This window comes from Streptomyces sp. ATexAB-D23, assembly GCF_000373645.1.
GTDB lineage: Bacteria > Actinomycetota > Actinomycetes > Streptomycetales > Streptomycetaceae > Streptomyces > Streptomyces castrisilvae.
The window spans coordinates 1-25,861 of sequence record NZ_KB892030.1 but is presented as its reverse complement, the minus strand read 5'-3'; the positions used below and the strand labels follow the sequence as shown (position 1 = coordinate 25,861).

Annotated in this window: 21 protein-coding genes, 2 rRNA genes and 1 pseudogene; 14 read left to right on the top strand and 10 right to left on the bottom strand. The window is 70.5% G+C overall.

Annotated features, from left to right (window positions below; translation table 11 throughout):
* Window positions 1-39: 39 nt before the first annotated feature.
* Window positions 40-1,626 carry an FAD-binding oxidoreductase gene (locus B082_RS0124445; RefSeq protein WP_018554428.1) on the top strand — a complete coding sequence of 529 codons (1,587 nt, stop codon included), beginning with the start codon at window positions 40-42 and terminating at the stop codon, window positions 1,624-1,626.
* A gap of 128 nt (window positions 1,627-1,754) precedes the next feature.
* Here the strand turns inward: B082_RS0124445 and B082_RS0124440 are convergent, their stop codons facing one another.
* The 6 genes from B082_RS0124440 to B082_RS0124420 form a co-directional block, all read right to left on the bottom strand.
* A complete protein-coding gene (locus B082_RS0124440) occupies window positions 1,755-2,489 on the bottom strand; it encodes a phosphatase PAP2 family protein (protein ID WP_018554427.1) in 735 nt (244 codons plus the stop codon).
* Between the two features lie 240 nt (window positions 2,490-2,729).
* The gene (locus tag B082_RS0124435) at window positions 2,730-3,737 is read right to left on the bottom strand and encodes an NlpC/P60 family protein (RefSeq protein WP_026250156.1); all 1,008 of its coding nucleotides are present in this window, start codon (window positions 3,735-3,737) and stop codon (window positions 2,730-2,732) included.
* Between the two features lie 82 nt (window positions 3,738-3,819).
* Entirely contained in the window at window positions 3,820-4,377 is a 558-nt protein-coding gene (locus tag B082_RS38220; protein WP_234018221.1) for a hypothetical protein, read from the bottom strand.
* Complete coding sequence (locus tag B082_RS0124430; RefSeq protein WP_018554425.1) at window positions 4,374-6,260, bottom strand: alpha/beta hydrolase; 1,887 nt, start codon at window positions 6,258-6,260, stop codon at window positions 4,374-4,376. The genes B082_RS38220 and B082_RS0124430 overlap by 4 nt, the downstream gene beginning before the upstream one ends.
* The gene (locus tag B082_RS40030) at window positions 6,257-6,688 is read right to left on the bottom strand and encodes a hypothetical protein (RefSeq protein WP_234018220.1); all 432 of its coding nucleotides are present in this window, start codon (window positions 6,686-6,688) and stop codon (window positions 6,257-6,259) included. The genes B082_RS0124430 and B082_RS40030 overlap by 4 nt, the downstream gene beginning before the upstream one ends.
* An 82-nt stretch (window positions 6,689-6,770) precedes the next feature.
* A complete protein-coding gene (locus tag B082_RS0124420; RefSeq protein ID WP_018554423.1) occupies window positions 6,771-8,654 on the bottom strand; it encodes a hypothetical protein in 1,884 nt (627 codons plus the stop codon).
* Between the two features lie 228 nt (window positions 8,655-8,882).
* Between B082_RS0124420 and B082_RS0124415 the strand changes: the two genes are divergently transcribed.
* Window positions 8,883-10,106, top strand: a complete 1,224-nt coding sequence (locus tag B082_RS0124415) for a low temperature requirement protein A (RefSeq protein WP_018554422.1) — start codon at window positions 8,883-8,885, stop codon at window positions 10,104-10,106.
* Between the two features lie 86 nt (window positions 10,107-10,192).
* On the opposite strand, the gene B082_RS0124410 is transcribed toward B082_RS0124415, so the two are convergent.
* Window positions 10,193-11,392 carry a hypothetical protein gene (locus tag B082_RS0124410; protein ID WP_018554421.1) on the bottom strand — a complete coding sequence of 400 codons (1,200 nt, stop codon included), beginning with the start codon at window positions 11,390-11,392 and terminating at the stop codon, window positions 10,193-10,195.
* 215 nt (window positions 11,393-11,607) lie between these two features.
* Here B082_RS0124410 and B082_RS0124400 point away from each other — a divergent pair, with 215 nt between their 5' ends.
* From B082_RS0124400 to B082_RS0124365, 8 genes are all read left to right on the top strand, one after another.
* Complete coding sequence (locus B082_RS0124400; protein ID WP_018554419.1) at window positions 11,608-12,390, top strand: DUF4232 domain-containing protein; 783 nt, start codon at window positions 11,608-11,610, stop codon at window positions 12,388-12,390.
* Window positions 12,391-12,597: 207 nt separating this feature from the next.
* Complete coding sequence (locus tag B082_RS0124395) at window positions 12,598-13,287, top strand: DUF402 domain-containing protein (protein WP_026250154.1); 690 nt, start codon at window positions 12,598-12,600, stop codon at window positions 13,285-13,287.
* A 286-nt stretch (window positions 13,288-13,573) separates the two neighbouring features.
* Window positions 13,574-13,882: a hypothetical protein gene (locus B082_RS0124390; protein ID WP_018101695.1), complete on the top strand. Its 309-nt coding sequence runs from the start codon at window positions 13,574-13,576 to the stop codon at window positions 13,880-13,882.
* A gap of 182 nt (window positions 13,883-14,064) precedes the next feature.
* Complete coding sequence (locus tag B082_RS0124385; protein WP_018554417.1) at window positions 14,065-14,934, top strand: hypothetical protein; 870 nt, start codon at window positions 14,065-14,067, stop codon at window positions 14,932-14,934.
* Complete coding sequence (locus B082_RS0124380) at window positions 14,924-16,294, top strand: hypothetical protein (protein WP_026250153.1); 1,371 nt, start codon at window positions 14,924-14,926, stop codon at window positions 16,292-16,294. The genes B082_RS0124385 and B082_RS0124380 overlap by 11 nt, the downstream gene beginning before the upstream one ends.
* The gene (locus B082_RS0124375) at window positions 16,291-17,841 is read left to right on the top strand and encodes an SCO6880 family protein (protein WP_018554415.1); all 1,551 of its coding nucleotides are present in this window, start codon (window positions 16,291-16,293) and stop codon (window positions 17,839-17,841) included. Before B082_RS0124380 ends, B082_RS0124375 begins: the two co-directional genes overlap by 4 nt.
* Window positions 17,842-17,967: 126 nt before the next feature.
* On the top strand, window positions 17,968-19,386 hold the full coding sequence (locus B082_RS0124370) for an ATP-binding protein (protein ID WP_026250152.1): 1,419 nt from the start codon (window positions 17,968-17,970) through the stop codon (window positions 19,384-19,386).
* Between the two features lies 1 nt (window position 19,387).
* A complete protein-coding gene (locus tag B082_RS0124365) occupies window positions 19,388-21,076 on the top strand; it encodes a hypothetical protein (RefSeq protein WP_018554413.1) in 1,689 nt (562 codons plus the stop codon).
* Window positions 21,077-21,120: 44 nt separating this feature from the next.
* On the opposite strand, the gene B082_RS0124360 is transcribed toward B082_RS0124365, so the two are convergent.
* Window positions 21,121-21,678: a GNAT family N-acetyltransferase gene (locus tag B082_RS0124360; RefSeq protein WP_018554412.1), complete on the bottom strand. Its 558-nt coding sequence runs from the start codon at window positions 21,676-21,678 to the stop codon at window positions 21,121-21,123.
* A gap of 143 nt (window positions 21,679-21,821) precedes the next feature.
* On the opposite strand from B082_RS0124360, the gene B082_RS0124355 reads away from it, so the two are divergent.
* The 4 genes and pseudogenes from B082_RS0124355 (at window position 21,822) to B082_RS0124340 (ending at window position 25,519) form a co-directional block, all read left to right on the top strand.
* On the top strand, window positions 21,822-22,754 hold the full coding sequence (locus B082_RS0124355) for an ATP-binding cassette domain-containing protein (RefSeq protein WP_018554411.1): 933 nt from the start codon (window positions 21,822-21,824) through the stop codon (window positions 22,752-22,754).
* Window positions 22,751-23,539, top strand: a complete 789-nt coding sequence (locus tag B082_RS0124350; protein ID WP_018554410.1) for an ABC transporter permease — start codon at window positions 22,751-22,753, stop codon at window positions 23,537-23,539. Before B082_RS0124355 ends, B082_RS0124350 begins: the two co-directional genes overlap by 4 nt.
* Before the next feature lie 31 nt (window positions 23,540-23,570).
* Window positions 23,571-24,857: pseudogene (locus tag B082_RS0124345) on the top strand (sensor histidine kinase).
* Window positions 24,854-25,519 (top strand): response regulator, encoded by a 666-nt coding sequence (locus B082_RS0124340; protein WP_018554408.1) that lies wholly within the window; start codon window positions 24,854-24,856, stop codon window positions 25,517-25,519. The pseudogene B082_RS0124345 and the gene B082_RS0124340 overlap by 4 nt, the downstream one beginning before the upstream one ends.
* Window positions 25,520-25,591: 72 nt before the next feature.
* Here the strand turns inward: B082_RS0124340 and rrf are convergent.
* Both rrf and B082_RS0124330 read right to left on the bottom strand, forming a co-directional pair.
* Window positions 25,592-25,708: ribosomal RNA gene (gene rrf, locus B082_RS0124335) — 5S ribosomal RNA — on the bottom strand.
* Window positions 25,709-25,787: 79 nt separating this feature from the next.
* A 23S ribosomal RNA gene (locus B082_RS0124330) occupies window positions 25,788-25,861 on the bottom strand; the annotation flags it as partial.

Below are 25,861 nucleotides of genomic sequence, written 5' to 3'. Positions count from 1 at the left end.
ACCGGCCCTCCCCACCTCTCCCCCCACTCCGGAGGTCCGATGACCCAGCCGAACCGGCGCACCGTCCTCGCCGCGGGCGCCGCCGCCGTCCTCACCGGCGCCACCGCCACCGCGTGCGAGGGCACGGAGCCCGCCGCCCCCGCCGCCGGCCCCACCCCGGCCTCGTCGGGCGCCCCCTCCCCCACGAAGTCCGCCTCCCCCTCCTCCGTACCGGCGGACTGGTCCGCGCTGGCCAAGAGCCTGGAGGGAGCGCTGATCCGGCCCGGTGACACGGCGTACCCGACCGCCCGTCAGCTCTACAACACCCGCTTCGACGACCAGAAACCGGCGGCCGTCGCGTACGTCTCCCACGAGGACGACATCCGCGAGTGCCTGGCCTTCGCCCGCCATACCTCCGTGCCCGTCGCGATCCGCAGCGGCGGCCACTCGTACGCGGGCTGGTCGAGCGGCAACGGGCGACTCGTCGTTGACGTCTCGTCACTCTCCCGCGTCGGCCGGGACGGCACGATCGGCGCGGGCGCCAAACTCCTCGACGTCTACCAGGGCCTCGCCGCGCACGGCCTGACGATCCCCGGCGGGTCCTGCCCCACGGTCGGCATCTCCGGCCTGACCCTCGGCGGCGGCCACGGCGTCGCCGCCCGCGCCTACGGCCTGACCTGCGACAACCTCACCGCCGCGACACTCGTCACCGCCGACGGCACCACGGTCACCGCCGACGCCAAACGCAACCCGGACCTCTTCTGGGCGCTGCGCGGCGCGGGCAACGGCAACTTCGGCGTCGTCACCGAACTCCGCTTCCGCACCCGGCCGGCCCCGCAGACCGTCACCGCGTACATGTCCTGGCCCTGGTCACGCGCCCGCGCCGTCGTCACGGCCTGGCAGGAGTGGGGCCCCGACCAGCCGGACGAGATCTGGTCCGCCGCCCACCTCGCGGCCGGCCCCGGCGGCATCAACCCGACGGTCACGGTCTCGGCCTTCAGCCTCGGTACGTACGGGGACCTGCAGAACGCCGTCGACCGCCTCGCCGACCGCATCGGCGCCTCCGCCACCTCCGTATCGCTGCGCCGCCGCAGCTACCAGGAAGCGATGCTCGTGTACGCGGGCTGCTCGGGCATCACGGACGCGCAGTGCCACCTGCCGGGCACCACACCCGGCCGCACCACGCAGGGCACCCTCCAGCGCGAGACGTACGCCGCGGCCTCCGACTTCTACGACAGCTCGCTGTCCCCGGCGGGCGTATCGGCCCTGCTCACCGCGGTCGAGGCGTTCACCCGGCTCGACGCGGGCCAGGGCGGCGGCGGTTCGGTCGCGCTGACCGCGCTGGGCGGAGCGGTGAACCGCGTCGACCCCCAGGCCACGGCGTTCGTCCACCGCCGCTCCCGGATGCTCGCCCAGTACATCGGCGCCTGGCGCCCCGGCACGGCGGGCACCGCCCAGCAGAACTGGCTGAAAGACACCCACACGGCGATGCGCCCGTACGCCTCGGGCGCGGCGTACCAGAACTACTCGGACCCGGCCCTGACGGACTGGCGACAGGCGTACTACGGGACGGCGACGAAGCGTCTGGCAGAGGTGAAGAAGCAGTACGACCCGGAGGGGCTGTTCTCGTACCCGCAGGGGATCTGATCTCGTACCCGCAGGGGGTCCGATCTCGTACCCGCAGAGGGTCTGAGGGAGTCCGACGACGGGGTTCCGGGGGTGGCGGTGGCGGGTTCCACTGATCCCCGCCCCGTCTCACCCCGCCCCACCCCGCTTCAGGCGGCGAGGCCCTTCTCTCCCTCGGAGCCGCCGCCCGATCCGGGCCGGGGCTCGGGGATCCCGAGCGACTCGTCGTCCCGGCCGTCGGACTCCGCCGCCCGGGGCCGGCGCGACCGGACGAGCGGGCCGAGGCGGGCGGACCGGGAGACGGCAGCCACCAGGGGCGTCAACAGCATCATGGCGAGGGGCGCGAGGAGCAGCGCGACGGCCGTACCGAGGGCGAATCCGCCGATGACGTCGGTGGGGTAGTGGACGCCCATGTAGATCCGGCAGAAGCCTTCCAGCAGGGCGAGCCCGATGGCGGCGATGCCGAACTTGCGGTGCGCGACGAAGAGGCCGACGCCGAGGGCCATCGCCATGGTGGCGTGGTCGCTGACGAAGGAGAAGTCGTTCTTGCCGTCGACCAGGACGTCGAGCCCCTGATGGTCCTTGAAGGGCCGGGGGCGTTCGACGAATCCACGGATCGGGATGTTGATGAGCAACGCGATCCCGGCGGCGAGCGGCGCCCAGACGAGCCCGGCCACCGCGGACACCGATTCCTCGGCCGTGCCGCGCCGGCGGACGCTCCACCAGCACCACAGGACCACGAGGACCATGCCGAGCATGATCCCGTACTCACCGACGAACTCCATGACCCGGTCGAACCAGGTGGGAGCGGCCTTGGCGAGCCCGTTGATGTCGTAGAGCAGGCTGACGTCGGGGTTCGACCCATCCAGTGCGAGTCCAGCCATCTGCCGCGGCCCCTTGCCTTGTCTGCTGCTGCTGCGCACGTCCCTGTGCGCCGCGCTTACGAACCCCCGTATTCGGTTCGTCCACATCGGTCGATCACACGCCCAGCCAGAGAACGACGCGTTCCGCGCGTACGTTCCACTCTCCACCGAATGATCACCATGACGTTATCGAAGAGTGACACATCGTCGCTGCTCAGGGGCTGGGCTTCACGGAGAGTTCCGGCCACCGGCCCGCGGTGGTCAGGCCGCGGGCTCCGTGCTCGGCAGGGCCGCGGCGCCGTCCTTGGTCACGCGGGTGGCGCCGAAGTAGTCGGGTGTGTCGATCTTGTCGAACCGGATGACCGCCCCAGTGTACGGAGCGTTGATCATGTATCCGCCCCCGACGTACAGGCCGACATGGTGAATGGCGCGCGAATTGGTCAGATCGTCGGAGAAGAACACGAGGTCGCCGGGGAGCAGTTCGTCACGGGCCGGGTGCGGCCCGGCGTTGTACTGGTCGTTCGCCACGCGGGGCAGCTCGATGTCCACGGTGCGGTACGCGGCCTGGGTCAGCCCGGAACAGTCGAATCGCCCGCCCTGCTCGGGCGTGCCGTTGCCGCCCCACAGGTACTTCGTGCCGAGTTTCTTCTGCGCGAAGTAGATGGCACCGGCCGCCTGCTGGGAGGGCTGGACGCGGCCGACGGGCTTGGCGAAGCTCTTCTCCAGGGAGCGGATGATCTTGACGTAGTTCCGCGTCTCGGAGATGTCCGGTACGCCGCCTGCCTTGATCACGCGGTAGGCGCCGGCGTTGTAGGCGGCGAGCATGTTGTCGGTGGCGTCGCCCGGGACCTTCTTCACGTACCCGGCGAGCTCACAGTCGTAGGAGGCGGCGGAGGGGATGGCGTCGGCGGGGTCCCACACGTCCCGGTCCCCGTCCCCGTCCCCGTCGATACCGTGCCCGGCCCAGGTCCCGGGGATGAACTGCGCGATGCCCTGCGCGGCGGCGGGACTCTCGGCGCGCGGGTTCCAGCCGCTCTCCTGGTAGAGCTGGGCGGCGAGGAGGGCGGGGTTGATGGCCGGGCAGAGATCACCCCACTTCTGCACGAGCCCCTGATACTTGGCGGGCACCGCCCCCTTGGCCAGCGCAACGGCACCCCCGCCGCCACCCCCGAGACCGGCGGCGGCGGAGTAGGTACCGACGACGAGCAACGCCACGAAGCACATGGCGGCACCGACGCCGATCCCTGCCGCCAACCAGAATTTACGCACCCTTCAACCATCCCCCATCGGGGGCGGGTTCGCGGGCGTTTTCGACGGTGTGTACGAGTCACGGGGGCGCACGAACCGGCGCTCAGGAGGCGCCGGCGGACCAGAAGTCGGAGTGGATGTTGGGAGCAGGCACTGGCTCCCCCACGTGCTGCGCCCCGCCCGGGGGTGGGGCGGGCTTCGAGACCGAGGACCTTTCCACACAGGGAGTAGCCACCTCAAAGAAGGCCTGCCCGCGGCCCCCGATGAGCAGTCTCACCCGAAATCCATCCGGCGTCTCGAAGTAGGTTGCCGGGCTTTCCTCGCTGGCATTCACTCCGATCTGGCGATACCCAGCCTTTTGCCAACCGCGTTCAACAACACCCAGAAAACTCCCTCTGCGCTTATCAGAGATCACAGTGACGACCGCCCTCCTACGCGAGACATCGCAGCCCCCCTCCGTCGATTCGCCATGCACCCACTCCACCGACGGATCAATCCCGGAAAATGTTTCATCAAGGATCCCGTCCGCACGGTCGGCAGCCTCTTGCATATTCATTCCGACTCCCTCGTCCTCATTGGCCGAACCTGCCACGACACCCATCGAAGTACATCCCGAAATCAGCAGAGGGACGACAGATACAGCGGTCAACTTGATCTTCACCTGGGCCGCTCTCTTTCGATTTCCCCCGATCTGTCAGCGACAATTCTCGCGATATTATCTGCGGACACTTGATCTTTCGCCGGGTCAAAATAATTTGAGTGCGCCTCAGCGGGTCGGTGCCCTCGCTCCAACAGTCGAGGCCCATCATCTACAGCAAATCGATTCGCACCGAAGTCCCGGTGCGCCGGGTCGGTACCAAACCAAACGTCGCTCTCCTCGGTTTGAGCATCTTGAGCCGCGTACCCCATCGAGCCACCTGCAATACCACCCACCGCACCGCCAAGCACGGCCCCAACAGGCCCTCCAGCCATCCCCAGCGAAAACCCCACCGACGCACCGCCCACGATTCCCGTACCCAAGCCACTCGCTTCACGGCTGTTGGGCAACTTGGTCACGGGGTCATTCTCGGCAGCTCCCACAAAGACGTGATCCCTTCCAACCCCAAGCTCCTCTGCCGAGTGAGCCCCCACCCCGGGGCTGCCCACCAGAACCACGTCGTCAGCCCCTGGGATTCCGCCTTCCTGCCGAGCAGCGATCCCAACCGTCAACGAACCGTACGAATGACCGATCGCGGTTACATGCGGATCGGCATTCTCATTCGTAGCAGAAATGCCGGCCATGAATTCGCTGTAGGCCGCAGCTCCCTTCCTTGCACTCGATTCTCCAGCTACCTCCAAATCACCTGCCAGGTCATCAAGTGACGCTTGCGGCGCATCGTAGCCGAGCCAGACGATTGAAGCGACAGTCGCGTCGGGATCCATCTCTTTCGCACCGATGGCGGTATCTCGCGCCCGCTTGAGATCCCCCGTAGCAAACTCCTCATCCAGCGCCGTATTCAACCCCGGCACATAAGCCGCAACATTCCGCGCCGTATCCGGGTTCCCGAACGACACGATCGCTCGCCCGTTCCCCTCATCGCCGATGCCGAGCAGGTACATCGGCGGCCGGCCGTCGCTCGTCAGCTGGCGGTCGATCTCCCGCAGTCCCGCCAGCCGCGCGTGTGACGTCTCGTCGTCCCGGCCCTCCAGCTTGCCGATCAGGAGTTGGAGGTTGTCGCGGTTCGCCGTGTCGCGGACGGTCGCCGGGATGCCGTCCAGATTGCCGATCTGGTCCGGGTACACCGCGAGGTACTCCTCGCGCTGTTCGTCCGTCAGGTGGGCCCACCACTCGCCGCGGGCCGCGGGCGGCGCGTCGTGGGGGATGCGGGACTTCAGGTAGCCGCGCGCCGCATCCCGTACCGCTGCCGCGTCGCCCGCCGCGTCGGTCCACGTGCGGTCGGGGACCTTCAGGCCCTCCTCCGCCTTCAGGCGCCGCAGAACGCGGGTGAACCGCCAGTCGATCTCGGCGGCCGTGCGCACCGCCTTCGTCACCCGGTCCGCGATGTCCTGCGCCTTCGCGGCGTTCGGGTTCGGGGCGACCAGCCCCGACGGAGGGAGCAGGCCGGGCATGGTGTTCACCCGCGCCGTCCCGCCCGGCAACGGCTTGCCGTCGATCAGGCCCTCGCCCCCCTCCGGGTACGTCACCGAGCCATCCGCGTGGACGGTGAACTTCAGCGACTCCGCGTCGTCCAGCGCGTTCCGCAGAACCTTCTGCTGGGCCCGCATCTCGTGCGCGAGGCTGTTCAGCGCGGTACGGACGAGGCCGCACTCCGTATAGACGTACTGCAGGTTCCGCCCCATCTGCCGCAGCCTGCTCACCGCCGCATCCGCCGCCGCACCCTGCTGGGTCTCGCGCAGGCCCGTCAGGAGCTGCTTCTCGATGCGGTCCCGCCCGGCGTCGGCGCGATTGCTCGCCTTGCCCCAGCCGTCTGCCGCCTCCTCCAGCTCGGCGCACTTCAGGTCACGCAGCTGCGCCCACGTCAGCGTGGAGGACGGCGCCGTCATCGCTCGACCCCATGTGTCACCCGGGCCACGGGGGCGAAGGACGACCGCACGGACTCGTTCGTCTCGCCCTGCGCCCGCGCCACGGCCCGCAGGTTCCCCGCCAGTGCCCCGCACTCGTAGCGCGCGCACTCGATACGGCGTACCCAGGACTCCCGTACCGCTCCCAGCTCGGCCAGCGCGCTCAGGCCGACGGTGCCGGCGAGGACGCCCTCGTGCGCCGTCGCCAGTTCCGTACGCACCGGGCCGAGGTGCGCGCCCATACCCTCCGCGCCCCCGGCGGCCCGCAGCCACGCCCCGTCGCTGTGGCGCAACTGGTCCCCCGCGGAGAATCCGCCACCGGCCCCGCCACCGGCCACGTCGGCAGCCCCGTCGCCGGCCGAATCGCTCAGCCTCAGCCGCGTACCGCGCACGCCGCTCACACCGCTCACCCCGTTCCTTGATCGTGGAGCGGCACTGTGCCAAAAGCGGCAACCGCGACACGCCGCACGCCAAGGCGCCGGGGAGCGGGCGTTACCCCGTTCCCCGGCGTTCCCAATGCCTCGCCCCCGCCCACGGATCACCCGAACGGTGGACCGGTGCCGGGATCGGCCAGACGGTCCTCGGATCAACCGTGGCCAGCCGGTGCAGCGCGGCCGCCGCCCGGTCCTCCGGTGGGGTGCCGTCATCCGGCATGCGCCACAGGAACTGCCCGGGAGAGCCGTCCTCGGTGTCGTACATGAGGCTCAGCAGCGTCTCGTCGGGGTTCCGGAAGTCCGTACCGGACCAGCCGAGGCGCAGGCCCCAGCGGGTGAGGAGGTCCGGACGGGCGCGCACCCCGGCGGCGATCAGCCGGGCCGCCCGGCGGGCCGGCCAGGCCCAGCCGGTGTCGCCCTCCGCCCGAGCGATCTCAGCGTCGTACGCACCAGCATCGAACCGGAGTTCGGGGAGTTCCCGTACGACCGGCGGATCGAATGGCAGCCCCGGCGGTGGCGGACACCGCCAGTCCGCCCAGACCACCTCGTCGCCGTCCCGCCGGATGGTGACGTACAGCGCACCGCAGCACCCCTCGGTGCAGTACGCCTCCGCGAGCCGCACTTCGCGGGGCTCGGACCCGGCCCGCAGGAGGCCACGGTCCAGCAGGTCTTCCGGTGCGTCCGCGGGGCCCCACCCGAAGAGCTCCGGCACCAGCGGACGGCCGTCGACCAGGATGCGGGTCTCGATCGTGCCCCGGTCGACGGGGTCGCGCTCGAACACCTCCACCCGCAACCGCTCGGTGGGGACGCGCGGGTCGCGCAACGCCTGCGCCCGCGCACGCCGTGCCCACCCGGCCCGCCACCGCGCGCCCGGGTCTTCCGAGTCCCGGTCGTCCGGCACCGCCCGCCACTCGGGCCTGTTCAGAACGGCCGTCAGCTGCGCCAGCGCCGCCTCCCGGCGGCCGGGGCCCCAGCCGTGCAGGGCCCCGGAGCCCGTACGGAGTTCCTGGACGGCCGAGAGCAGGAGGCCGTAGTGGTCGAGCGTGGGCGCGAGGAGACCGGCACCCCGCGCGAGCGCCTCGTACGCGGGCGCGGCGTCCGGGTAGGAGAGGATTTCGGCGACGTAGTCCCGCACGCTGGTCATGCGGAACAGCAAGCGTGCCGCCTGGGCGAGCAGCTCGGCGGCCCGCGGGCCGGGAGGAGCACCACCTTCCGGCACGGCCCGCAGCCCCGCAGCCCCGCCCTCCGGCACGGCCCGCAGCGCAGGCGTCCCACGCTCCGGCACCGCGGCCGACAGCAGCTCCGTCATACGGGCGGCCTCGGCCACCCTTCGCGCCACATCGGGCGACACATCCCCCGGCAACGCGATCAGCCGGTCCCGTACAGCGGCCTCGTCATGGGCCGTCAGCGCCGTGATCAGCGGGGCGAGTTCGGGCGACACCTCCTGGTTACGGAGCGCGAGGAGGGCCCCGGCCGGTCTGTCGAGGACGTCGAGGGCGCGGATGACAGGGCGTACGAGGGCCCGGAGCAGGCTGAGCGTCTTGAGGTCCGGGGTGTCCCGGGGTTCACCGAGCCGGGCCAGCAGTGCGATGCCGACGCTGACGGACAGACAGCTGACGCCCGTACGCACCAAGCACCGCGCGAGGGCGCGCGCCCGTGCCTCGTTGTCCAACGGCAGCACCTGTACGAACACGTGGACGTACCGGTGCCGGACCGGCGGGTCCATGGCGTCCAGCCGCCGGCCGGCCTCCGCCGCCGCCTCGGCGGCATCCGGAGCGATCAGCAGCGGGCCGAGCAGAAGGGTCAGTTCGTCCTTGGTCTCCGCCCAGCTCCTGCTCGCCCTGTCGCTCCGGCGGGGCCAGCGTTCGGGAGGGGATGCGTGCTCCCGCGACCACCACCCCTCGGGCTCGGCGTGCTGGACGCGAAGCGCGCAGTCGTACAAGGACGAGGGCGAAGGCGAAAACGAGGGCGAGGAGGAAGACGAGGGCGAAGACGAGTGCCTGGGAGGGAGCGCTCCGCGCTCTTCCGGGGCGCTCAACGGGCGGGGTGGTTCTCGATTCCATAGGTCATGGCCGGAGTGTGGCAGGGCCTCATCCCCGTGTGCCAGCGGTTTTCCCGGCCGGGCGCGGCCTCCTCGCCTTACCCCGCTCAGCGGGAAGAATGCGCCCTCATGAGTTCCTCATCCCCCGTCCCCAGCTTCTGGCACCGGCCCATGGTGGCCCGCCACGCCGACGAACAGCACCGCGCCTCGACGATGCTGGAGCTGTTCTTCGACCTGTGCTTCGTCGCAGCCGTGGCCCAGGCCGCGTCCGCGTTCGAGCACGAACTCGCCGCGGGCCGCATCGGCCACGGTGTTCTCGGGTACGCGATGGTGTTCTTCGCGATCTGGTGGGCGTGGATGAACTTCACGTGGTTCGCCTCGGCGTACGACACCGACGACGTGCCGTACCGGCTGCTGACGCTCGTACAGATCACCGGCGCGCTCGTCCTCGCGGCGGGGGCGGCGGACGCGCTGGAACACGAGGACTTCTCCGTCATCACCTGGGGTTACGTGATCATGCGGCTCGCCATGGTCACACAATGGCTGCGCGCCGCCCGCTCCGACCCGGGGAGGCGCCGTACCTGCCTGAACTACGCCGCCGGAATCTTCCTGGTGCAGATCGGCTGGGTCGTACGGCTGGCCCTGCCCGGGAGCCTCGGGCTCGTCACGTTCGCGGTCCTCGTACTCGCCGAAATCGCCGTTCCCGCCGTAGCGGAACGCAAAACCACCACCACCTGGCATCCGCACCACATCGCCGAGCGGTACGGACTGTTCACGCTGATCGTGCTGGGCGAATCGATCACGGCCGCCACCGGAGCCGTACGCACCGCCCTGGACACCCACGCGGAACTCGGTGACCTCGCCGCCCTGGTCGTGGGAGGCATCCTGACGGTGTTCGCCCTGTGGTGGCTCTACTTCGCGCAGCACGCGCCCCAACTGCTCACGAGCCTGCGCACGGCGCTGTTGTGGGGCTACGGGCACTACTTCGTCTTCGCCTCGGCGGCCGCCGTCGGCGCCGGGCTCGCGCTCAACGTCGCCCACACCGCCGGGCACGGCCACATCTCCGACGGTACGGCGGCCGCGGCCTACACCGTCCCGGTCGCCGTGTTCATCACCCTCGTCCGGCTCCTGCACCACCGCTCCGCGTCTCTGGGCCGCGCCGCGAACGTCCTCCACCCGGCCGCGGTCCTCGCCGTCCTGGCGGCCACGTTCACCCCGTCACCGATCCTGACGACGGGCATCATCACAGCCCTCCTCATCGCCACCACCCTCCTCCTGACCGCCCGCGGCGCCGCCGCACGCGAGTCCGGCGAGTCCGGCGAGTCCGATGGCTCCGGCGAGCCCGCGAGCTGAACCGGGGCGGTGGCGTGGCTTCACGTGCTCGTAGTGGGGGGGCAGGGCGGGTACGCCGCAGCCCCGCACCACAAGGCCCCCATCCGTCAGCGCCTGCCGCGCGCCGCCTGGCCGGGCAGGACGATCCCCTGCGCGTGGGCGGTCTTCCCCGGCCGCAGGGTCCACGGCACCGGGGAGGTGTCCGTCAGCCAGCCCTCGGCGAGGAGGCTGCCGACCACGATCCCGCGCAGCGCCCGCGAGAGCTTCTTCCAGCCCAGGCCCTTGCAGAGCTGGCTGTACGAAGGGCCGTGGCCGTGCTCCGTACGGAACGCCACCGTGAACAGGGCGGCCTCGCGCCCGCAGTCGGGGTGCGCGTCCCGCCAGGTTCCGTAGGCGTCGAGGACGGTACGGGGGGCGGGCACGGAGGAGGGCGCGGACAGGAACGCGTTTGCGACCCGGTCGAAGGGGAAGCGGCACAGCGCGCACTGCTCCACCGCCTCCACGTGCCGCAGCAGCGCCGGGCTGGTCCCCGACTTCCACTCCGCCCAGCGTTCCGGAGTCGCCTCTTCCGGCTGGAGGGCCTCAGCCGCCTCCCGTGCCGCGCGCCGCTCCGCCTCCTCCTGCTCGATAGCGGCCAGCTCCTCCGGCGTACGGAACCTGCCGGCGAGGTGCCCCACCACCTCGCCGAGCCGGTAGGTCTGCCCGGACACCTCGGCGAGGAACCCCTTCTCCAGGAGCGTGGGCACCGCCCCGTAACAGGCGACGGGCAGCTCGGCGGGCGCATGCCCGACCAGCTCGGAGGAGCAGTGGGCCGCCAGGAACAGGGCGGCGAGCCGGACAGCCGACGAGCCCTTCCGCACGGGCTTGGCCAGCCGCGTACGCATGGACCAGCCCGAGACCCGCGACCGCGCGTCCTTGCCGAGGGGCAGCACATGGCCGGGTCCTGGGGCCATGGCAGGGACGAGGATGCCGACCGGCTTGTCCGGCTCACCGCCGATCAGCGGACCCGGCACCTCCCAGCCGGCGGCGATCAGGTCGGCCACGGCGCCCTCGGGGTCGTCCAGGCGCAACGACCGCAGATCGGTCCCGGTCAGGTTGCCGGCCCCGGTACGCGCGGCCCGGATCGCCACGACGACGGCGAGGAGCTGGGCGTCGGCCGAGGTCAGCGGCAGGGAGACCACATACGACAAGAGGGTACGGGCGGCTACACCCTGGCTGTGCGTCAGCAGGAAGGGCAGCGGCGCGGGCGGAGCGGCGACGGCCTCGGCGGCGCCGGCGGGAACTGTGGAAACGGCAGGCTTGGGCACATCACATCTAACGGTGATCAGACCGCCGAAGTCACGCGTGACCTAGCCCACGTTCCGAGGGCGTGAGCGGGACGTCAGGGAGGCGTTAGCAGGACATGAGCGCGGGGCGGGAGGCTTCCGGTGCCAGACGGTCGGAGGGGGAGCGGTTCGCCGCGAGTTCCGGGCCCGTCTGCAGCGAACCGACCACCGCACCGCCACAGACTTCGGGGAACCACATGCGCACGAACCGCAACCGCAAGCACACCGCCGCCCTCGGTGCCGCCCTCACCGCCGTGCTCGCTCTCGCCCTGACCGCATGCGGCGGCGACGACGAGGGTACGAAGTCGGCCGGCCCGGCGGACACCTCCGCGTCGGCCGACGCCACCACGAACGCCGACAACGCCAAGGGCAAGGACAAGGACGCCGCGACGACCGACGGCGCGACAACGGCCGGCGGCTCCACGGACACGGCCGGCACCAACACCTCCAAGACCGGCGCCGCGAAGACCGGCGGCTCCACGGGCTCCACCTCGGGCGGCGACACCAGCGACAGCTACGCCTACAAGCACCCCTGCGAGAGCGGCGATCTGTCGGTGCGCGTGTACGCCCGTGAGGGTTCGTCCACCCAGCACGTCATCGAGGTCAACAACGTCGGCGCGAACTCCTGCGGCCTGAGCTACTTCCCACGCGTCAGCCTCGGCGCCGCGAACGCCTCGGACCACAGCGGCGACATCAGGCCGCTGGTCCCGGGCGGTCTGGGTGGGGCCCCGGCGTACCCGGTCAAGCCGAAGACCGCCGCGATCGCGGTGATCGACCTGAACCCGAGCGGCAGCGGCAACGCCCTGACCTGGATCAACGAGCTGAACGTCCTGGCCGACGGCGACCACATGCCCAACGCCGACCAGCTCAACTTCGCGCTCGGCCCGAACGTCAAGGTCCACGACCCGAAGCTTGGCCTGTACGAGAGCTCGATCGCGGACGCGGTGAGCTCCATGAAGCAGGCGAACACCAAGCCCTGAACCGCAACCGGGCCACGATGGAGCCCTCGGACGGACCACCACGGTCCGCCCGGGGGCTCCGCCTTCGCAGGTACGCCCGGACCGTCGGGAGCGCCCGTACCGCTCGGCGCCGATTCCGTGGACGTTGCCGCAGACGCTGCCGCATAAGTGGCCGCAGACGTGTCCGCAGACGTGTCCGGAGACCGACCGGCGGGCATGATCAATTGCATGAAAAAGGACAAGAGGGGCAGCGTAAACGACAGTCAGGGCCAGATCCTGCACTGGAACTTCTTCATAGGCGGCCACCTGAGCGCCTCCGTTCCCGTACGTCTCGTCGAACGCACGGACGCCGGCCAGTTGGTATGGATGGAGTCGGGCACCCCTATGTGGCACGCCGCTCTTCCACGCGGCGTCACCCACTTGCGGGACATCGACCCGCACGAGCGCCCGGCCGGGGGCTTCCCCGTCGTCGCGGGCCGCTGGCCGATGGGCGACGCCCTCTTCTACCAGCCGACGGGGGCCGCACACTCGGTGCTGTGGCTCTTCGGCCGCAGACACAAGTTCCGCGGCTGGTACGTGAACCTCGAACGCCGGGTGCACCACGGCGCCGACATCGACATCACGGACCACGAACTGGACATCAACGTGGCGCCGGACCGGTCCTGGAGATGGAAGGACGAGCAGTCCTTCGCGGAGAAGACCGGCCACCCCGCGTACTGGACCGCCGAGGAAGCCGTCGCAATCCGGTCCGAAGGAGCAACGGTCGCACAGCTCGCCGAGGCCGGAACCTTTCCCTTCGACGGCTCCTGGTGCGACTTCCGGCCACCTTCGTGGTGGAAGACCCCGTCCCGACCGCCGCATCCCCGCCACCCACTCCTGCGCCCGCTGGACGAGCCGACCTCGCACCCGGCGCCCTGAGCCCGGAACAGCACGACCCGGCCCCCACCAACCATCCCGGCCAGGATGGCGTGATGACGATCATTGCTCGACGTCACTCTCCGTGATACACAGAGTAACCATACGTATTTCGCCCACACACCGATTCGATCCGCAGGTCAGGGCGGCCAGACCGGTCAAATGTGCGAGATCCGGGTAAAGAGAGCCGTCAAGCCGTCGTGCGAAAGCAGTTTCATCAGCGAAGATAGAGAGTGACCCGTGCCATGCGGTCCGGGCGCCGAACTACCCAACAGGGGCGGTGACTTACATGATCCTGGCAGCTGAAAAGGGCGACATCACCACCATCATCGGCGGAATCGCCCCAAACTGGGGCCCGTTCGGGACCCTGGGCAACGAGGCCCGCGTAATGATCGAGGTGGTGATGGCGATCGCCATCCTGCTGTGTCTCGGCATCGCGGTCTGGGGAGCGGCCAAGCAGCGGATCGGCGCGACGGCTCTGCGCGACACGTTCAGCGCGGAACAGGGCAAGGGGCTGATCGTGGCAGGCCTGACCGGTGTGTTCATCATCGGATCACTGGGGACCCTGTTCACCATTGTCTACGGGATGGCCGTCTGACCGGCTGTCATCCCCTGCCCCGGGGCCGTCCCGCCCCACCCCTCCCATCCGTCCGTCGTGCCCAACGGCAGAGGTTGCGTCTCCCTGATGTCGAGTCACCACACCGCGTCCGCGCGGAGAGCAGCACGGCTACCGTCGTACTACGACGCGGTTCGAGCAACGGTTGAGGGGGCGTACCCGGCATGAGTCCCGGCGACGAGGACGGCTACGGCAACGACGCGGGACGCGCCGACGCCTACAGCACCATCGGCGGCACGCGCCAGACCCGCACCCGCCTCCCCGACGGCCCGGCCGGCGACGCCTACGGCCCCCGCCGCCCACCCCGCAGCTCCCGCTCCCTCATCACGGTCATCGGCGTCGTGGTCCTGCTGCTGGGCGCCATCGCCTTCGCCAACATGGGCGGAGGCGACAACGGCAACGGCGGCACGTCCAAGGACAACGGCAACAACAGGACCGGCGCCGCCCCGACCGCGGCCACGGGAACGAAGCCGGTAACGGGAAAGAACGGCACCATCCCTTCGGGCTTCGCCCATGACGAACAGGGGGCGGAGAGCGCGGCGGCGAACTATTCGGTGGCGCTGGGGTCCGCCGGGATGTTCGACAGAGTCCAGCGGCGCGCCATCGCAACTGCGGTCTACGCCCCAGCAGTCGCCACTGCCCGTCAAGATGCTCTGGACAAGGTCTACTCCGACCCCGACTTCCTCGCGAACATTGGCCTGACCCCTGATGGAACCGCACCAGCCGGGCAGACGTTCATCTCACGGTCCAATCCTGTCGGCACCAAGATCGTGAAGTTCAGCGGTGACACAGCCAGCATCGCAGTCTGGTACTCGGCCCTGTTCGGTCTGGCCGGCGACGGCTCGAAGAACCCGGTCTCCGAAAGCTGGTTCACCAACACCTTCGACCTCAAGTGGACCGACGGAGACTGGAAGGTCACCGACTTCACCCAGAAGGACGGACCAGCCCCCGTAGGCCGGGACCAGGCTGCCTCCTCTGCCGATGAGATGGCCGACGCCGTCGAGCAGTACGGAGGGTTCACATATGCCCGGTAGTCGCCGTACACGTGCCCTCTCGCTGACAGCGCTCACGAGCACCGTCCAGATCTTTCTGGTACTGACAGCCAGTCACGCCTTTGCCGCGCCATCACCGACACCCACGCCCAGCGAGAGTAGCAACGCCTGCGATCTCATTCGCGGCCCCGCCAAGGACTACTGCGAAGGCGGCAGCTCCAGTTCCCCCAAGTCCACCCCGCCCGCCAGCACCGACCCCGCTCTCGATCCGCTCACCTCGCTCGGCCGGGGCTGCGCCGATGCCGCGGCCTGGATCGTGGGCAAGCTCAGCGATGCAGTCAAAAGCACCGCCAACGTCGACTTCACGAACACCCGCTTCCTCCAGCAGTACGCCATCGTCTTCGCCGCCTCCACCGTCCTGACGCTCGTCCTGTGGCTCCTCGCCGTCGCCAAGCGCGCGATCCGCGGCGTGCCGCTCACCACCGCGATCTCCGAGGCCATCGGCTTCCTCTGGCTCACCGTCCTCGCCTCCGCGTTCACCCCCCTGATCCTCTACACGATCGTCTCCGCGACGGACGGCGTCACCGACGTCATCGCCTCGTCGTCCGGCGGGCAGACCGATGTTTTCTTCGGCTCCTTCGCCGAGGCACTCAAGAAGGACGCCGACATCGGCGGCGGCCCGATCATGCTGATCGTCGTCTCACTCGTGTCGATCCTCGCCGCCGGCATCCTCTGGCTGGAGCTCGTCATCCGCGCCGCCCTCCTCTACGTCGGCGCCCTCCTGGGAACCGCCGTGTACGCCGGGCTCGTCGACAAGAACATGTGGGGCCACGTACGCCGCTGGGCGGGCATCATGGTCGCGGTGATCATGGTCAAGCCCGTCATCGTCGTCGTCCTCGGCCTGGCCGGCGCGCTGTCCTCCGACGACGGCCCCGACGCCTTCTCCGCCGTCGTGTCCGGCCTCGCCATCATCCTCCTGGCCATCTTCGCCTCCGGGATGATCTACCGCTTCGTCCCCGGCTTCGGCGACGAGATCCAGGGCGCCCGTACCAACCGCAAGCAGGCCACCGACGGCTCCCAGGCCGCCGCGATGATCAGCTCCCCCGCCGCCCTCGTCTCCCAGGGCATCAAGACCCACAGCAGCCGCGGCGGCCAGAACGGCGGCGACACCAGCAGCGGCGGCGGCCGGCCCGCCAACCCGGTCAGCGGCGGAGTCGCCGCCCACAGCTCCCGCAACTCCGGGAGCGGAGTCGGCGGCGGATCTGTCCCCTCCGCCGCACCTCCGCCCCGCAGCGGTTCGGGCCCCACCTCCGGCACCCCGCACAGCAGCCGCGGCTCACGCGGCGGACCGGGCAGTTCAGGCAGCACAGGTAACAACCGCACAGGAGGTGGCGGGCGTTGAGCACTCAGTCCCATCCGATCACGCCCCGCCGTACGTATCTCATCGGCCGCGCCAGGCCGAACGCGATCGTCGGCAAGAACCGCGAGACGGGCGAGATCGCCCTGATCATCGCCGGCGCGTTCCTCGGCATGATGAGCGGCCTGCTCGTCCCGGTCCTCTCCCTGCGCATCGTGCTGCTCACCGGCTTCCCCCTGCTCGCCCTGGCCATGGTCTACGTCCCGTACAAGCACCGGACGTTCTACAAGTGGTTCGAGATCAACCGCAGCTACAAGCGCTCCCTGCGCCGCGGCACCACCTACCGCTCCGTCGCCATGGAGGCGGGCACCAGCGCCGACGGGCTAGAGGTCGAGATCGGCCCTCCCCCCGGCATCGGGCGGATCAACTGGATGGCCGCCCCCTTCGGCCCGGACGAGATCGCGGTCCTGCTGCACGCCGACCGGCGCACCGTCACCGCGGCCATCGAGATCGAGGGCCCCGGCGTCGGCCTGCGCGACAGCGAGGACCAGGAAGCGCTCGTCGACCGGTTCGGCACCCTGCTCAAGCACGTCGCCAACGGGGACGGCTTCGTCACGCGCCTCCAGATGCTGGCCCGTACGCTCCCCGCCGACCCCGACGCCCACGCCAAGGACGTCGCCCAGCGCGGCGACCACGCCTCACCCCGCTGGCTCCAGGACTCCTACGACCAGCTCCAGTCCATGGTCTCCACCTCCAGCGAGCAGCACCGCGCGTACCTCGTCGCCTGCATGCACTTCAACCGCGAGCTCGCCGCCGAGGCCAACGCCATGGCCCGCGCCGCCCGCCCGCACGGAGGCCGCAAGCTCGACCGGGACGCCGGCCTCGCCGTCGTCATGGCACGCGAGCTCACCGACATCTGCGCCCGCCTCGCCGAGGCCGACATCCGGGTCCGCCAGCCCCTCGGCCAGAGCCGGCTGGCCTCCCTCGTGCACTCCATGTACGACCCCGACCACCCCATCGACCACATCCAGGCCATGACCAAGCGCAACGCCTGGCCGGCCGAGCTGGACGCGGTCGAGCCGACGTTCCTCCAGGCCAAGACCCGCGAGTCGTCGACCCGTGCCCCCTGGTGCCACTCCACGGCCTGGGTGAAGGAGTGGCCGATGACGCCCGTCGGCGTCAACTTCCTCGCCCCGCTCCTCGTCCACACCCCCGACGTCATCCGCACGGTCGCCGTCTGCATGGACCTCGAACCCACCGAGATCGCCATCGAGCGGATGCTCACCGAGAAGACCAACGACGACGCCGAGGCCAGCCGCCAGGCCAAGATGAACCGGACCGTCGACCCCCGCGACATCGCCGCCCACGGCCGACTCGACCAGCGGGGTGAAGATCTCGCCAGCGGCGCCGCCGGGATCAACCTGGTGGGGTACATCACCGTGTCGTCACGTTCCCCCGAAGCCCTCGCCCGCGACAAGCGGACGATCCGGGCCTCCGCCGGAAAGTCGTATCTGAAGCTGGAGTGGTGCGACCGCGAGCACCACCGCGCCTTCGTGAACACCCTGCCGTTCGCCACCGGCATCCGCCGCTAGCCCCACGAGCCCGCAACCCCGCAACCCCGCAACCCCGCACCAGCACACCAAACGCCGAGCACCAAGCATCGAGCACCGAGCACCGAGCACCGAGCACCGAGAGACGAAAGGGAGGTCGGTCACGCCATGCGAGATCCGCTGTCCGCGTTGTCGGACGCCTTTACCGCCTTCCTCTTCGGGAAGGTGGAGACGACCCGGCTGCCCGTACGCACCTCGACCGGGCAGGCCCAGGCCGTCTACCTGCCCACCGCCGCTCCCGGCCTCGGCGACTCCGGCGTGATCATCGGCCGCGAGGTGTACTCCGGCAAGGGCTACATCTACGACCCCTTCCAGCTCTACGGCCAGCAGCTCCCCGCCCCGCACTGGCTGGTCCTCGGCGAGTCCGGGAACGGCAAGTCCGCGCTGGAGAAGACGTACGTGCTGCGCCAGCTCCGCTTCCGCGACCGCCAGGTCGTCGTCCTGGACGCCCAGGGCGAGGACGGCGTCGGTGAATGGAACCTCATCGCGCAGGAGCTGGGCCTCACCCCCATCCGCCTCGACCCCACCTCCGCCCTCAACGGCGGCATCCGGCTCAACCCGCTCGACCCGGCGATCACCACGACCGGCCAGCTCGCTCTGCTGCGCACCATCATCGAAGTCGCCATGGGCCACGGCCTCGACGAGCGCTCCGGCTTCGCGCTCAAGGTCGCACACGCCTATGTGAACGAGACGACGACCGACCGCCAGCCCGTGCTGATGGACATCGTCGATCAGCTCCGCCACCCCGAACCGGAATCCGCCCGAGCGATGAACGTCGACATAGACGACGTACGCGCCTGGGGCCTGGACGTCGCGCTCGTCCTGGACCGGCTCGTCGACGGCGACCTGCGCGGCATGTTCGACGGCCCGACGTCCTTCGGCATCGATCTGGACGCCCCGCTGATCGTCTTCGACCTCTCGCACATCGACCGCAACTCGATCGCCATGCCGATCCTGATGGCGATCGTCGGCGTCTGGCTGGAACACACCTGGATCAGGCCCGACCGCAAGAAGCGCATCTTCCTGGTCGAAGAGGCCTGGCACATCATCAACTCGCCCTTCGTCGCCCAGCTCTTCCAGCGCCTGCTGAAGTTCGGACGCCGGCTCGGCCTCTCGTTCGTCGCCGTCGTCCACCACCTCAGCGACGTGGTCGACGGCGCCGCGGCACGAGAAGCGGCAGCCATCCTGAAGATGGCGTCGACGCGCACGATCTACGCCCAGAAGGCCGACGAGGCGAGAGCCACCGGCCGGGTGCTCGGGCTGCCCCGCTGGGCGGTCGAGATCATCCCCACGCTCACCCCCGGCATCGCGGTCTGGGACGTCAACGGCAACGTACAGGTCGTCAAACACCTGATCACCGAGGCCGAACGCCCGCTCGTCTTCACCGACCGCGCCATGACCGAGTCGTCCGCGGTCGACCTGCTCCCGGACGACGTACGGGCCGCCGACCTCGAAGCGGAACAGCGCGCGGCCAGAATCGAGAACCAGCAACGACTGAACGAGTCGTCCGAGTCAACGGTGGCATGACATGGCGGGGAGCGACGGCAGGGCACGGTCCGGTAGCAGCCGAGGGGGCGGCATCCCAGACGGCCTGCTCCTCGGGCTGCTCGCCTTCCTCCTCGGGTTCACCCTGCTGGTCTGGGCGGCCGCCGGACTCGCCGGACTCCTCGCACACGGGGCATGGCCCGACGGCGTCACGCTGACCGAGACCCCGCTGGCGCTGCGCCGGCTCATGGCCGCCCCGCACGATCTGCCCGCCGCCTGGCCGAACACACCACCGAGCGAGCTCTCCGGGTACGGGCTGTTCTGGGGCCTGCTCATCGGCGAACTGATGGTGCTGGTGGTCCTGGTGGTGTTCGTGCTGGGAGTGGTCACCCGCTGGCGCGCCGTACGCGCCCGCCAGCGGGACGAACGGCTGGAACAGCAGGAGCAGCTGCGCCGGGCGGAGCGGTCCCAGCGCCGGGAACGGCAGCCGAAGGGGACGGCGCGCGTCCGGCGGGGCCGGCGGGAGGAGTACGCGCACGAGGCGGCCCTCCCCGAGCCGGGACCGGCCCAGGAGCCCGCGCCCGCCACCTCCCGGAAGCCCGCGCCCACAGTCCCCGGCCCCACCGTGCCACCCTCCCCGACGGAGTACGCCCCCGCAGCAGAGACGGAGGCGGACACGGAGACGGAGACAGAGACAGAGACAGAAACGGAATCAGCTGCTCCATATCCGCGGCCCGACAGCCTCGCCGCCCACGTGCCGACCGCCGCCCCCACGCCGGTCGCCGTCCCCTCCCCGCGCACCCCGCTCGTCGTCTACGGCCCCGCCGCCACCCGCCGGTCGGCCGCCGTCCAGGCCATCCGCGAAGCCGACGGACCCGTGCTCGTCGTGACCTCCGACCCCAGCGTCTGGGCCGAGACGAAGGACGCGCGCGCCAAGCTGGGCCCGGTCCTCGTCTACGACCCCGGCCACTTCTGCGACACCCCCGCCCGGCTGCACTGGGCGCCCACCGCCGGATGCGAACAGCCCGACCGGGCAGCCGCCCGCGCCACCGCGCTGCTCGCCCCCGTACGGCCGCAGGCCCGTATCGACGCGGCGACGGCCGACACCGCGGAGACCCTGCTGCGCTGCTGGCTGCACGCCGCCGCCATCGACGGCCGCCCCTTCCGCCAGGTCCACCGCTGGGCCCTCGGCGGCAGCGCCCACGAGCCGGTCCGCCTGCTCCGCACCCACCCCAAGGCAGCGCCCGGACTCGCCGGACTGCTGGAGTCCGCGCTCACCGGCCACCCCGAACGCCGCGAGATGGCACAGGAACTGAACGTACGGGCCTTCGGCGCCCTCTCCTCCGTCCACGTCCGGGACGCCTGCACACCAAATCGAGCAGATGCGCTCGCACTGGATTCTTTTGCGAACGAAGGGGGCAGCCTCTATGTGGTGGGCGAACCCATCGAGACCCCGCGATCCGGCCCGGGGGCCATGCCCCTGCTCACCGCGCTCGCCTCAGACGTGGTCGAGCACGGCCGCCGCATGGCCGCACGGTCATCCGACGGCCGGCTCGACCCACCAATGACGCTCGTCCTCGATGACGTCGCGGCCGTCGCGCCCCTGCCCCGGCTGCCGGAGCTGCTGGCGACCGGCCAGACCCAGGGCCTGTCGACCATCGCGCTGCTCCGCTCCCCCGAACAGGCCCGCTCCCAGTGGTCGCAGCAGCTCACGACACCCACGCCCCTGTGAAGGACAGGCCCTGAAGGACAGGCCCTCCGACTGGCCGTACACCCCTACGGCCGCGCCACCGCGTACTCCAGCTCACGGGCCGTCGGGTCGCCCGGCATGGGCACCGTCTCCCCGGTCGGCGCGAAGCCGATCCGGCGGTAGAAGGCCGCGGCGCGCGGATTGTCCTCGTGGACGTACAGCCGTACGCGCTCCAGGCGCGGCTCGTCCAGCGACCACGACCACTCCAGAGCGGCCCGGAACAGCGCTTCGGCCACACCCGTGCCCCGCGCCTCGGGCCGTACGAACACACCGACCGCGTGGCCCTGGTCGACCGGGGCCGCGTCACCGAACCGCGCCTCGTCGTCGGGGCGTTCGACGAGCACGCTCACCGTGCCCGCCCAGCGGCCGTCCGGGCCCTCGGCGATGAACTGCCGCACCGCACCCGCACCGTCCTCGGACGCATCGACCGTCCGCTCCCGCCAGGCGTCGTCGGACCGCTTCAAACCCTGCTCGTACGTCTCCAGGAACGCCACCGGGGCGACCGGGTCCTGCAAGGCGGCCAGCCGGAGTTCCCTCACCGACTGCCACTCGTCGGCACGCACCGGCCGTATCACGTAGTCCATGCAGTGATCCTGACCCGCGCTCCGGTGACCGCGCAAACGCATTCGCCCCCGGCCGCCGCGTCGTACCCCGGTACTACGCGGGCCCGCACATCCCGTCCCCGGTCCGACGCCCAACACCCTCCCGTCTCCGTAGCGTCACCCGCATGATCAGGGCCTACGCACTCACCAAACGCTACGGGGACGCCACCGTCGTCCAGGACCTCGACTTCACCGTCCGCCCCGGCACGGTCACCGGCTTCCTCGGGCCGAACGGCGCCGGGAAGTCCACGACCATGCGCATGCTGCTCGGCCTGGACACCCCCACCCGGGGCCGCTCCACGGTCGGCGGCCGCGCCTACGCCACCCACAGCGCGCCCCTCACCGAGGTCGGCGCCCTCCTGGAGGCCCGGTCCATCCACCCGGGCCGCACCGCCTTCCACCACCTGATGACGCTCGCACACACCCACGGCATCCCGCGCAGCCGCGTCGAACACGTCCTGGGCCTCGCCGGGCTGACCTCCGTCGCCGGGAAACGGGTCAAGGGGTTCTCGCTCGGCATGGGCCAGCGCCTCGGCATCGCCGCCGCCCTCCTCGGCGACCCGGCGGCCCTGATCCTGGACGAACCGGTCAACGGCCTCGACCCGGAGGGCGTGCTCTGGATCCGCAACCTCCTCAGGTCCCTCGCCGCCGAAGGCCGCACGGTGCTGGTCTCCTCGCACCTGATGAGCGAGATGGCCCTCACCGCCGACCACCTGGTCGTCATCGGACGCGGCCGTCTGCTCGCCGACACCACGGTCAGCGCGTTCACGGCCGCGGCCGGCGGCGGATCGGTCACCGTCCTCACCCCGCGGGCGACCGCCCTCCGCGACCTCCTGCGCGGCCCCGGCATCGAGATCACCGCCACGCCCGGCTCCGACCGGCTGGAGGTCCGCGGCACGGACGCCGAACACATCGGCCGCACCGCCGCCGCCCACGCCATCCCCCTGTACGAACTCACCCCGCACACCGCGTCCCTGGAACAGGCCTTCATGGACCTCACCCAGGAATCCGTCGACTACCGGATCACCGCCCCCGAACCGACCGGAGCCCCCGCATGACCACCACGGCCCTTCCCCGCCCCTACCGCGTTACTCCCGCCCGGGTACTGCGCTCCGAGTGGCACAAGCTGCGGTCACTGCGCTCCAGCTGGATCACCCTGGGCACGGCCGCCGCACTGGTCCTCGGCATCGGCATCGTCATGGGCACGACGTACACGTCCGACGGCGGTGACTCGGACGTCGACACCGTCGTCCTCGTCCTCTACGGCTCCGTCCTCGGCACGCTCTGCACGGTCGTCCTGGGCATCCTCGTCACCGCGGGCGAGTACTCATCGGGGATGATCCGCGCCTCCCTGACCGCCGTCCCGCGCCGGCTCCCGGTCCTGTGGGCGAAGGCCGCCGTCTTCACCGCCACCGTCTTCACCGCCATGCTCGCCACCACACTCATCACGTTCCTCGTCGCCCAGGTCTTCCTCGGCGACACGGACCAGGCCGCGTCCCTCAACGACCCGGGTGTACTGCGTGCCGTGGCGGGGAACGCCGCCGGAACCACCCTGCTCAGCCTCATCGCCCTGGGTCTCGGCGCCCTCCTGCGCTCGGTCCCGGGAGCGATCGGCGCGTTCATCGGAGGCGTGATGATCCTCCCCGAGGTGCTCACCATGCTCCCGTACGACGCGGTGGAGACGGCAGTCCGCTACTTCCCCACCCAGGCCTCGGGCGTCCTGGGCTCCGCGACCCCGCTCCCCGACGCCGCGTCCCCGGGCGCCGCCCTGCTCGCCCTCACCTTGTGGGCCTCGGCCACACTGGTCGCGGCAGCGGTGCTCCTGCGCCGTCGCGACGCATGAGCCGGACGGCGCCGGACGCGAGGATGTACGGGTGACGCACGAGGACACCGACCGGGCCCCGGCACCGCCCCGTTCACCGGGGCCCGAGCCGGATCCCACCGCGCTCACCGGGCACATATAGCGCGCCCTTCAGCACGTCCGCGCGTTCGACCGCCGCCGTCCGGCCGTCTGGGACGGCGTCCTCGCCACATTCTGGGTTCTGTTCGCCGCGCTCGACATCTCCTCCGGCGGCTGGCGCACGGTCGCCGTCGACCCGCACGTGCCCGCGCCGCTGGTGCTCGCGATGAGTGTGGCGTTCTCCGCCCCACTGCTGTGGCGCCGGGCCCGCCCACAGGCGGTGCTGGCGTTCATGGCACCGTTCTCGCTGGTCAACGTCTGGACGGGGGCGATGATCCAGGCCTCGTTCCTTCAGGAGATCGTGGTCTTCAACATCGCGGTACGCCTGCCGATGCGCGCCCTGGCCCGGTCGGGCGCGCTGGTGGCCGGCCCGCTGGTGTTCGCCTCCTTCCGCTTCCCGGACGGCTGGGACCGGCTGTTCCTCCCGCACGTGTGGGCGTTCGCGTTCGCGGCCCTGGCCGGCATCGTGGTGCGTACGCGCAAGGAGTACACGGAGGCCCTCGTCGACCGGGCCGATAGGCTGGAGCGCGAGCGCGACCAGCAGGCCCGCCTCGCGGCCGCCGCCGAACGGGCTCGGATCGCCAGGGAGATGCACGACATCATCGGTCACAACCTCTCCGTCATCACGGGCCTGTCGGACGGCGGCTCGTACGCGGCGGCCAGGAACCCGGAACGCGCGGCCCAGGCCCTGGACGCCATCGGCACCACCAGCCGCCAGGCCCTCGCGGAACTCCGTCGCCTGCTCGGTGTGTTGCGCGACCGGCCGGAGGACGCCGAGCGCACTCCGCAGCCCACACTGGACGACATGGACGCGCTGCTGGAGGGCGTACGCCGGGCCGGCCTCGCCGTACGTCTACGGGTGGCCGGTACGCCACCGGCGGTCCCGCCCACCGCGGGGCGCCAGCTGACGGTCTACCGGGTGGTACAGGAGTCCCTGACCAACACCCTGAAGCACACGGCCCGTTCCTCCGCCCTCACGGCTGACGTCTCCCTGACTTACCACCCGCGTGAGCTGGAGGCCGTGATCACGGACAATGGCTCCCCGCGCCCTTCCGACCGGGCCACCGCCGGCACCGGTCAGGGCATCACCGGGATGCGCGCCCGCGCCTCCCTCTACGACGGCACACTCGAAGCCGGCCCGACCACCACGACCGGTTGGCGGGTACGGCTCCGACTCCCCCTGGAGGACTCCCCCTCGTGACGACCGTGCTCATCGCGGACGACCAGCCGATGCAGCGCTTCGGTTTCCGCATGCTGCTGGAGAGCCAGGACGACATGACGGTCGTCGGCGAGGCCGCCAACGGCCACGAAGCGCTCCAGCTCATCGCCCGGCACCAGCCGGACGTAGCCCTGATGGACATCCGCATGCCGATCCTGGACGGCATCGAGACAACCCGCCGCGTCATCAGGGCCGGCTCACGCACACGCGTCCTGATCGTCACGACGTTCGACCTCGACCGGTACGCGTACGACGGGCTGCGGGCAGGCGCCAGCGGTTTCCTGATCAAGGACGCGCTCCCCGAGGAGCTGCTCGCCGGCATCCGCGCCGTGGCCGCCGGCGACGCGGTGGTCGCCCCGAGCCTGACCCGCCGTCTCCTGGACGCGTACGTAGAGCACTTGCCGCCCGCCCCCGGTGAACCCGCTCCACACGATCCGCGTATCGCCGGCCTCACCGGACGCGAGCGGGAGATCCTTACGGTCATCGGCCAGGGCTGGACGAATGCGGAGATCTCCGAGCGTCTCCATCTCGCCCAGTCGACGGTGAAGACACATGTCTCCCGTATTCTCGCGAAGACGGGCGCCAGGGACCGCGTCCAGGCGGTGATCCTGGCGTACGACACACGCCTGGTCACCCCGGGGTGAGTCCCCTCCTGCATTCCCCCGTAAACGCAGAAAAGCCCCGTGCCAGAGGCACGGGGCTTTCCCACAATGATTGTTCGGCGGCGTCCTACTCTCCCACAGGGTCCCCCCTGCAGTACCATCGGCGCTGAAAGGCTTAGCTTCCGGGTTCGGAATGTAACCGGGCGTTTCCCTAACGCAATGACCACCGAAACACTATGAAATAAACAATAACCGGGCAAAAACACGGCAGTTCGTTATTTCAGAACCAACACAGTGGACGCGAGCAACTGAGGACAAGCCCTCGGCCTATTAGTACCAGTCAGCTCCACCCGTTACCGGGCTTCCACATCTGGCCTATCAACC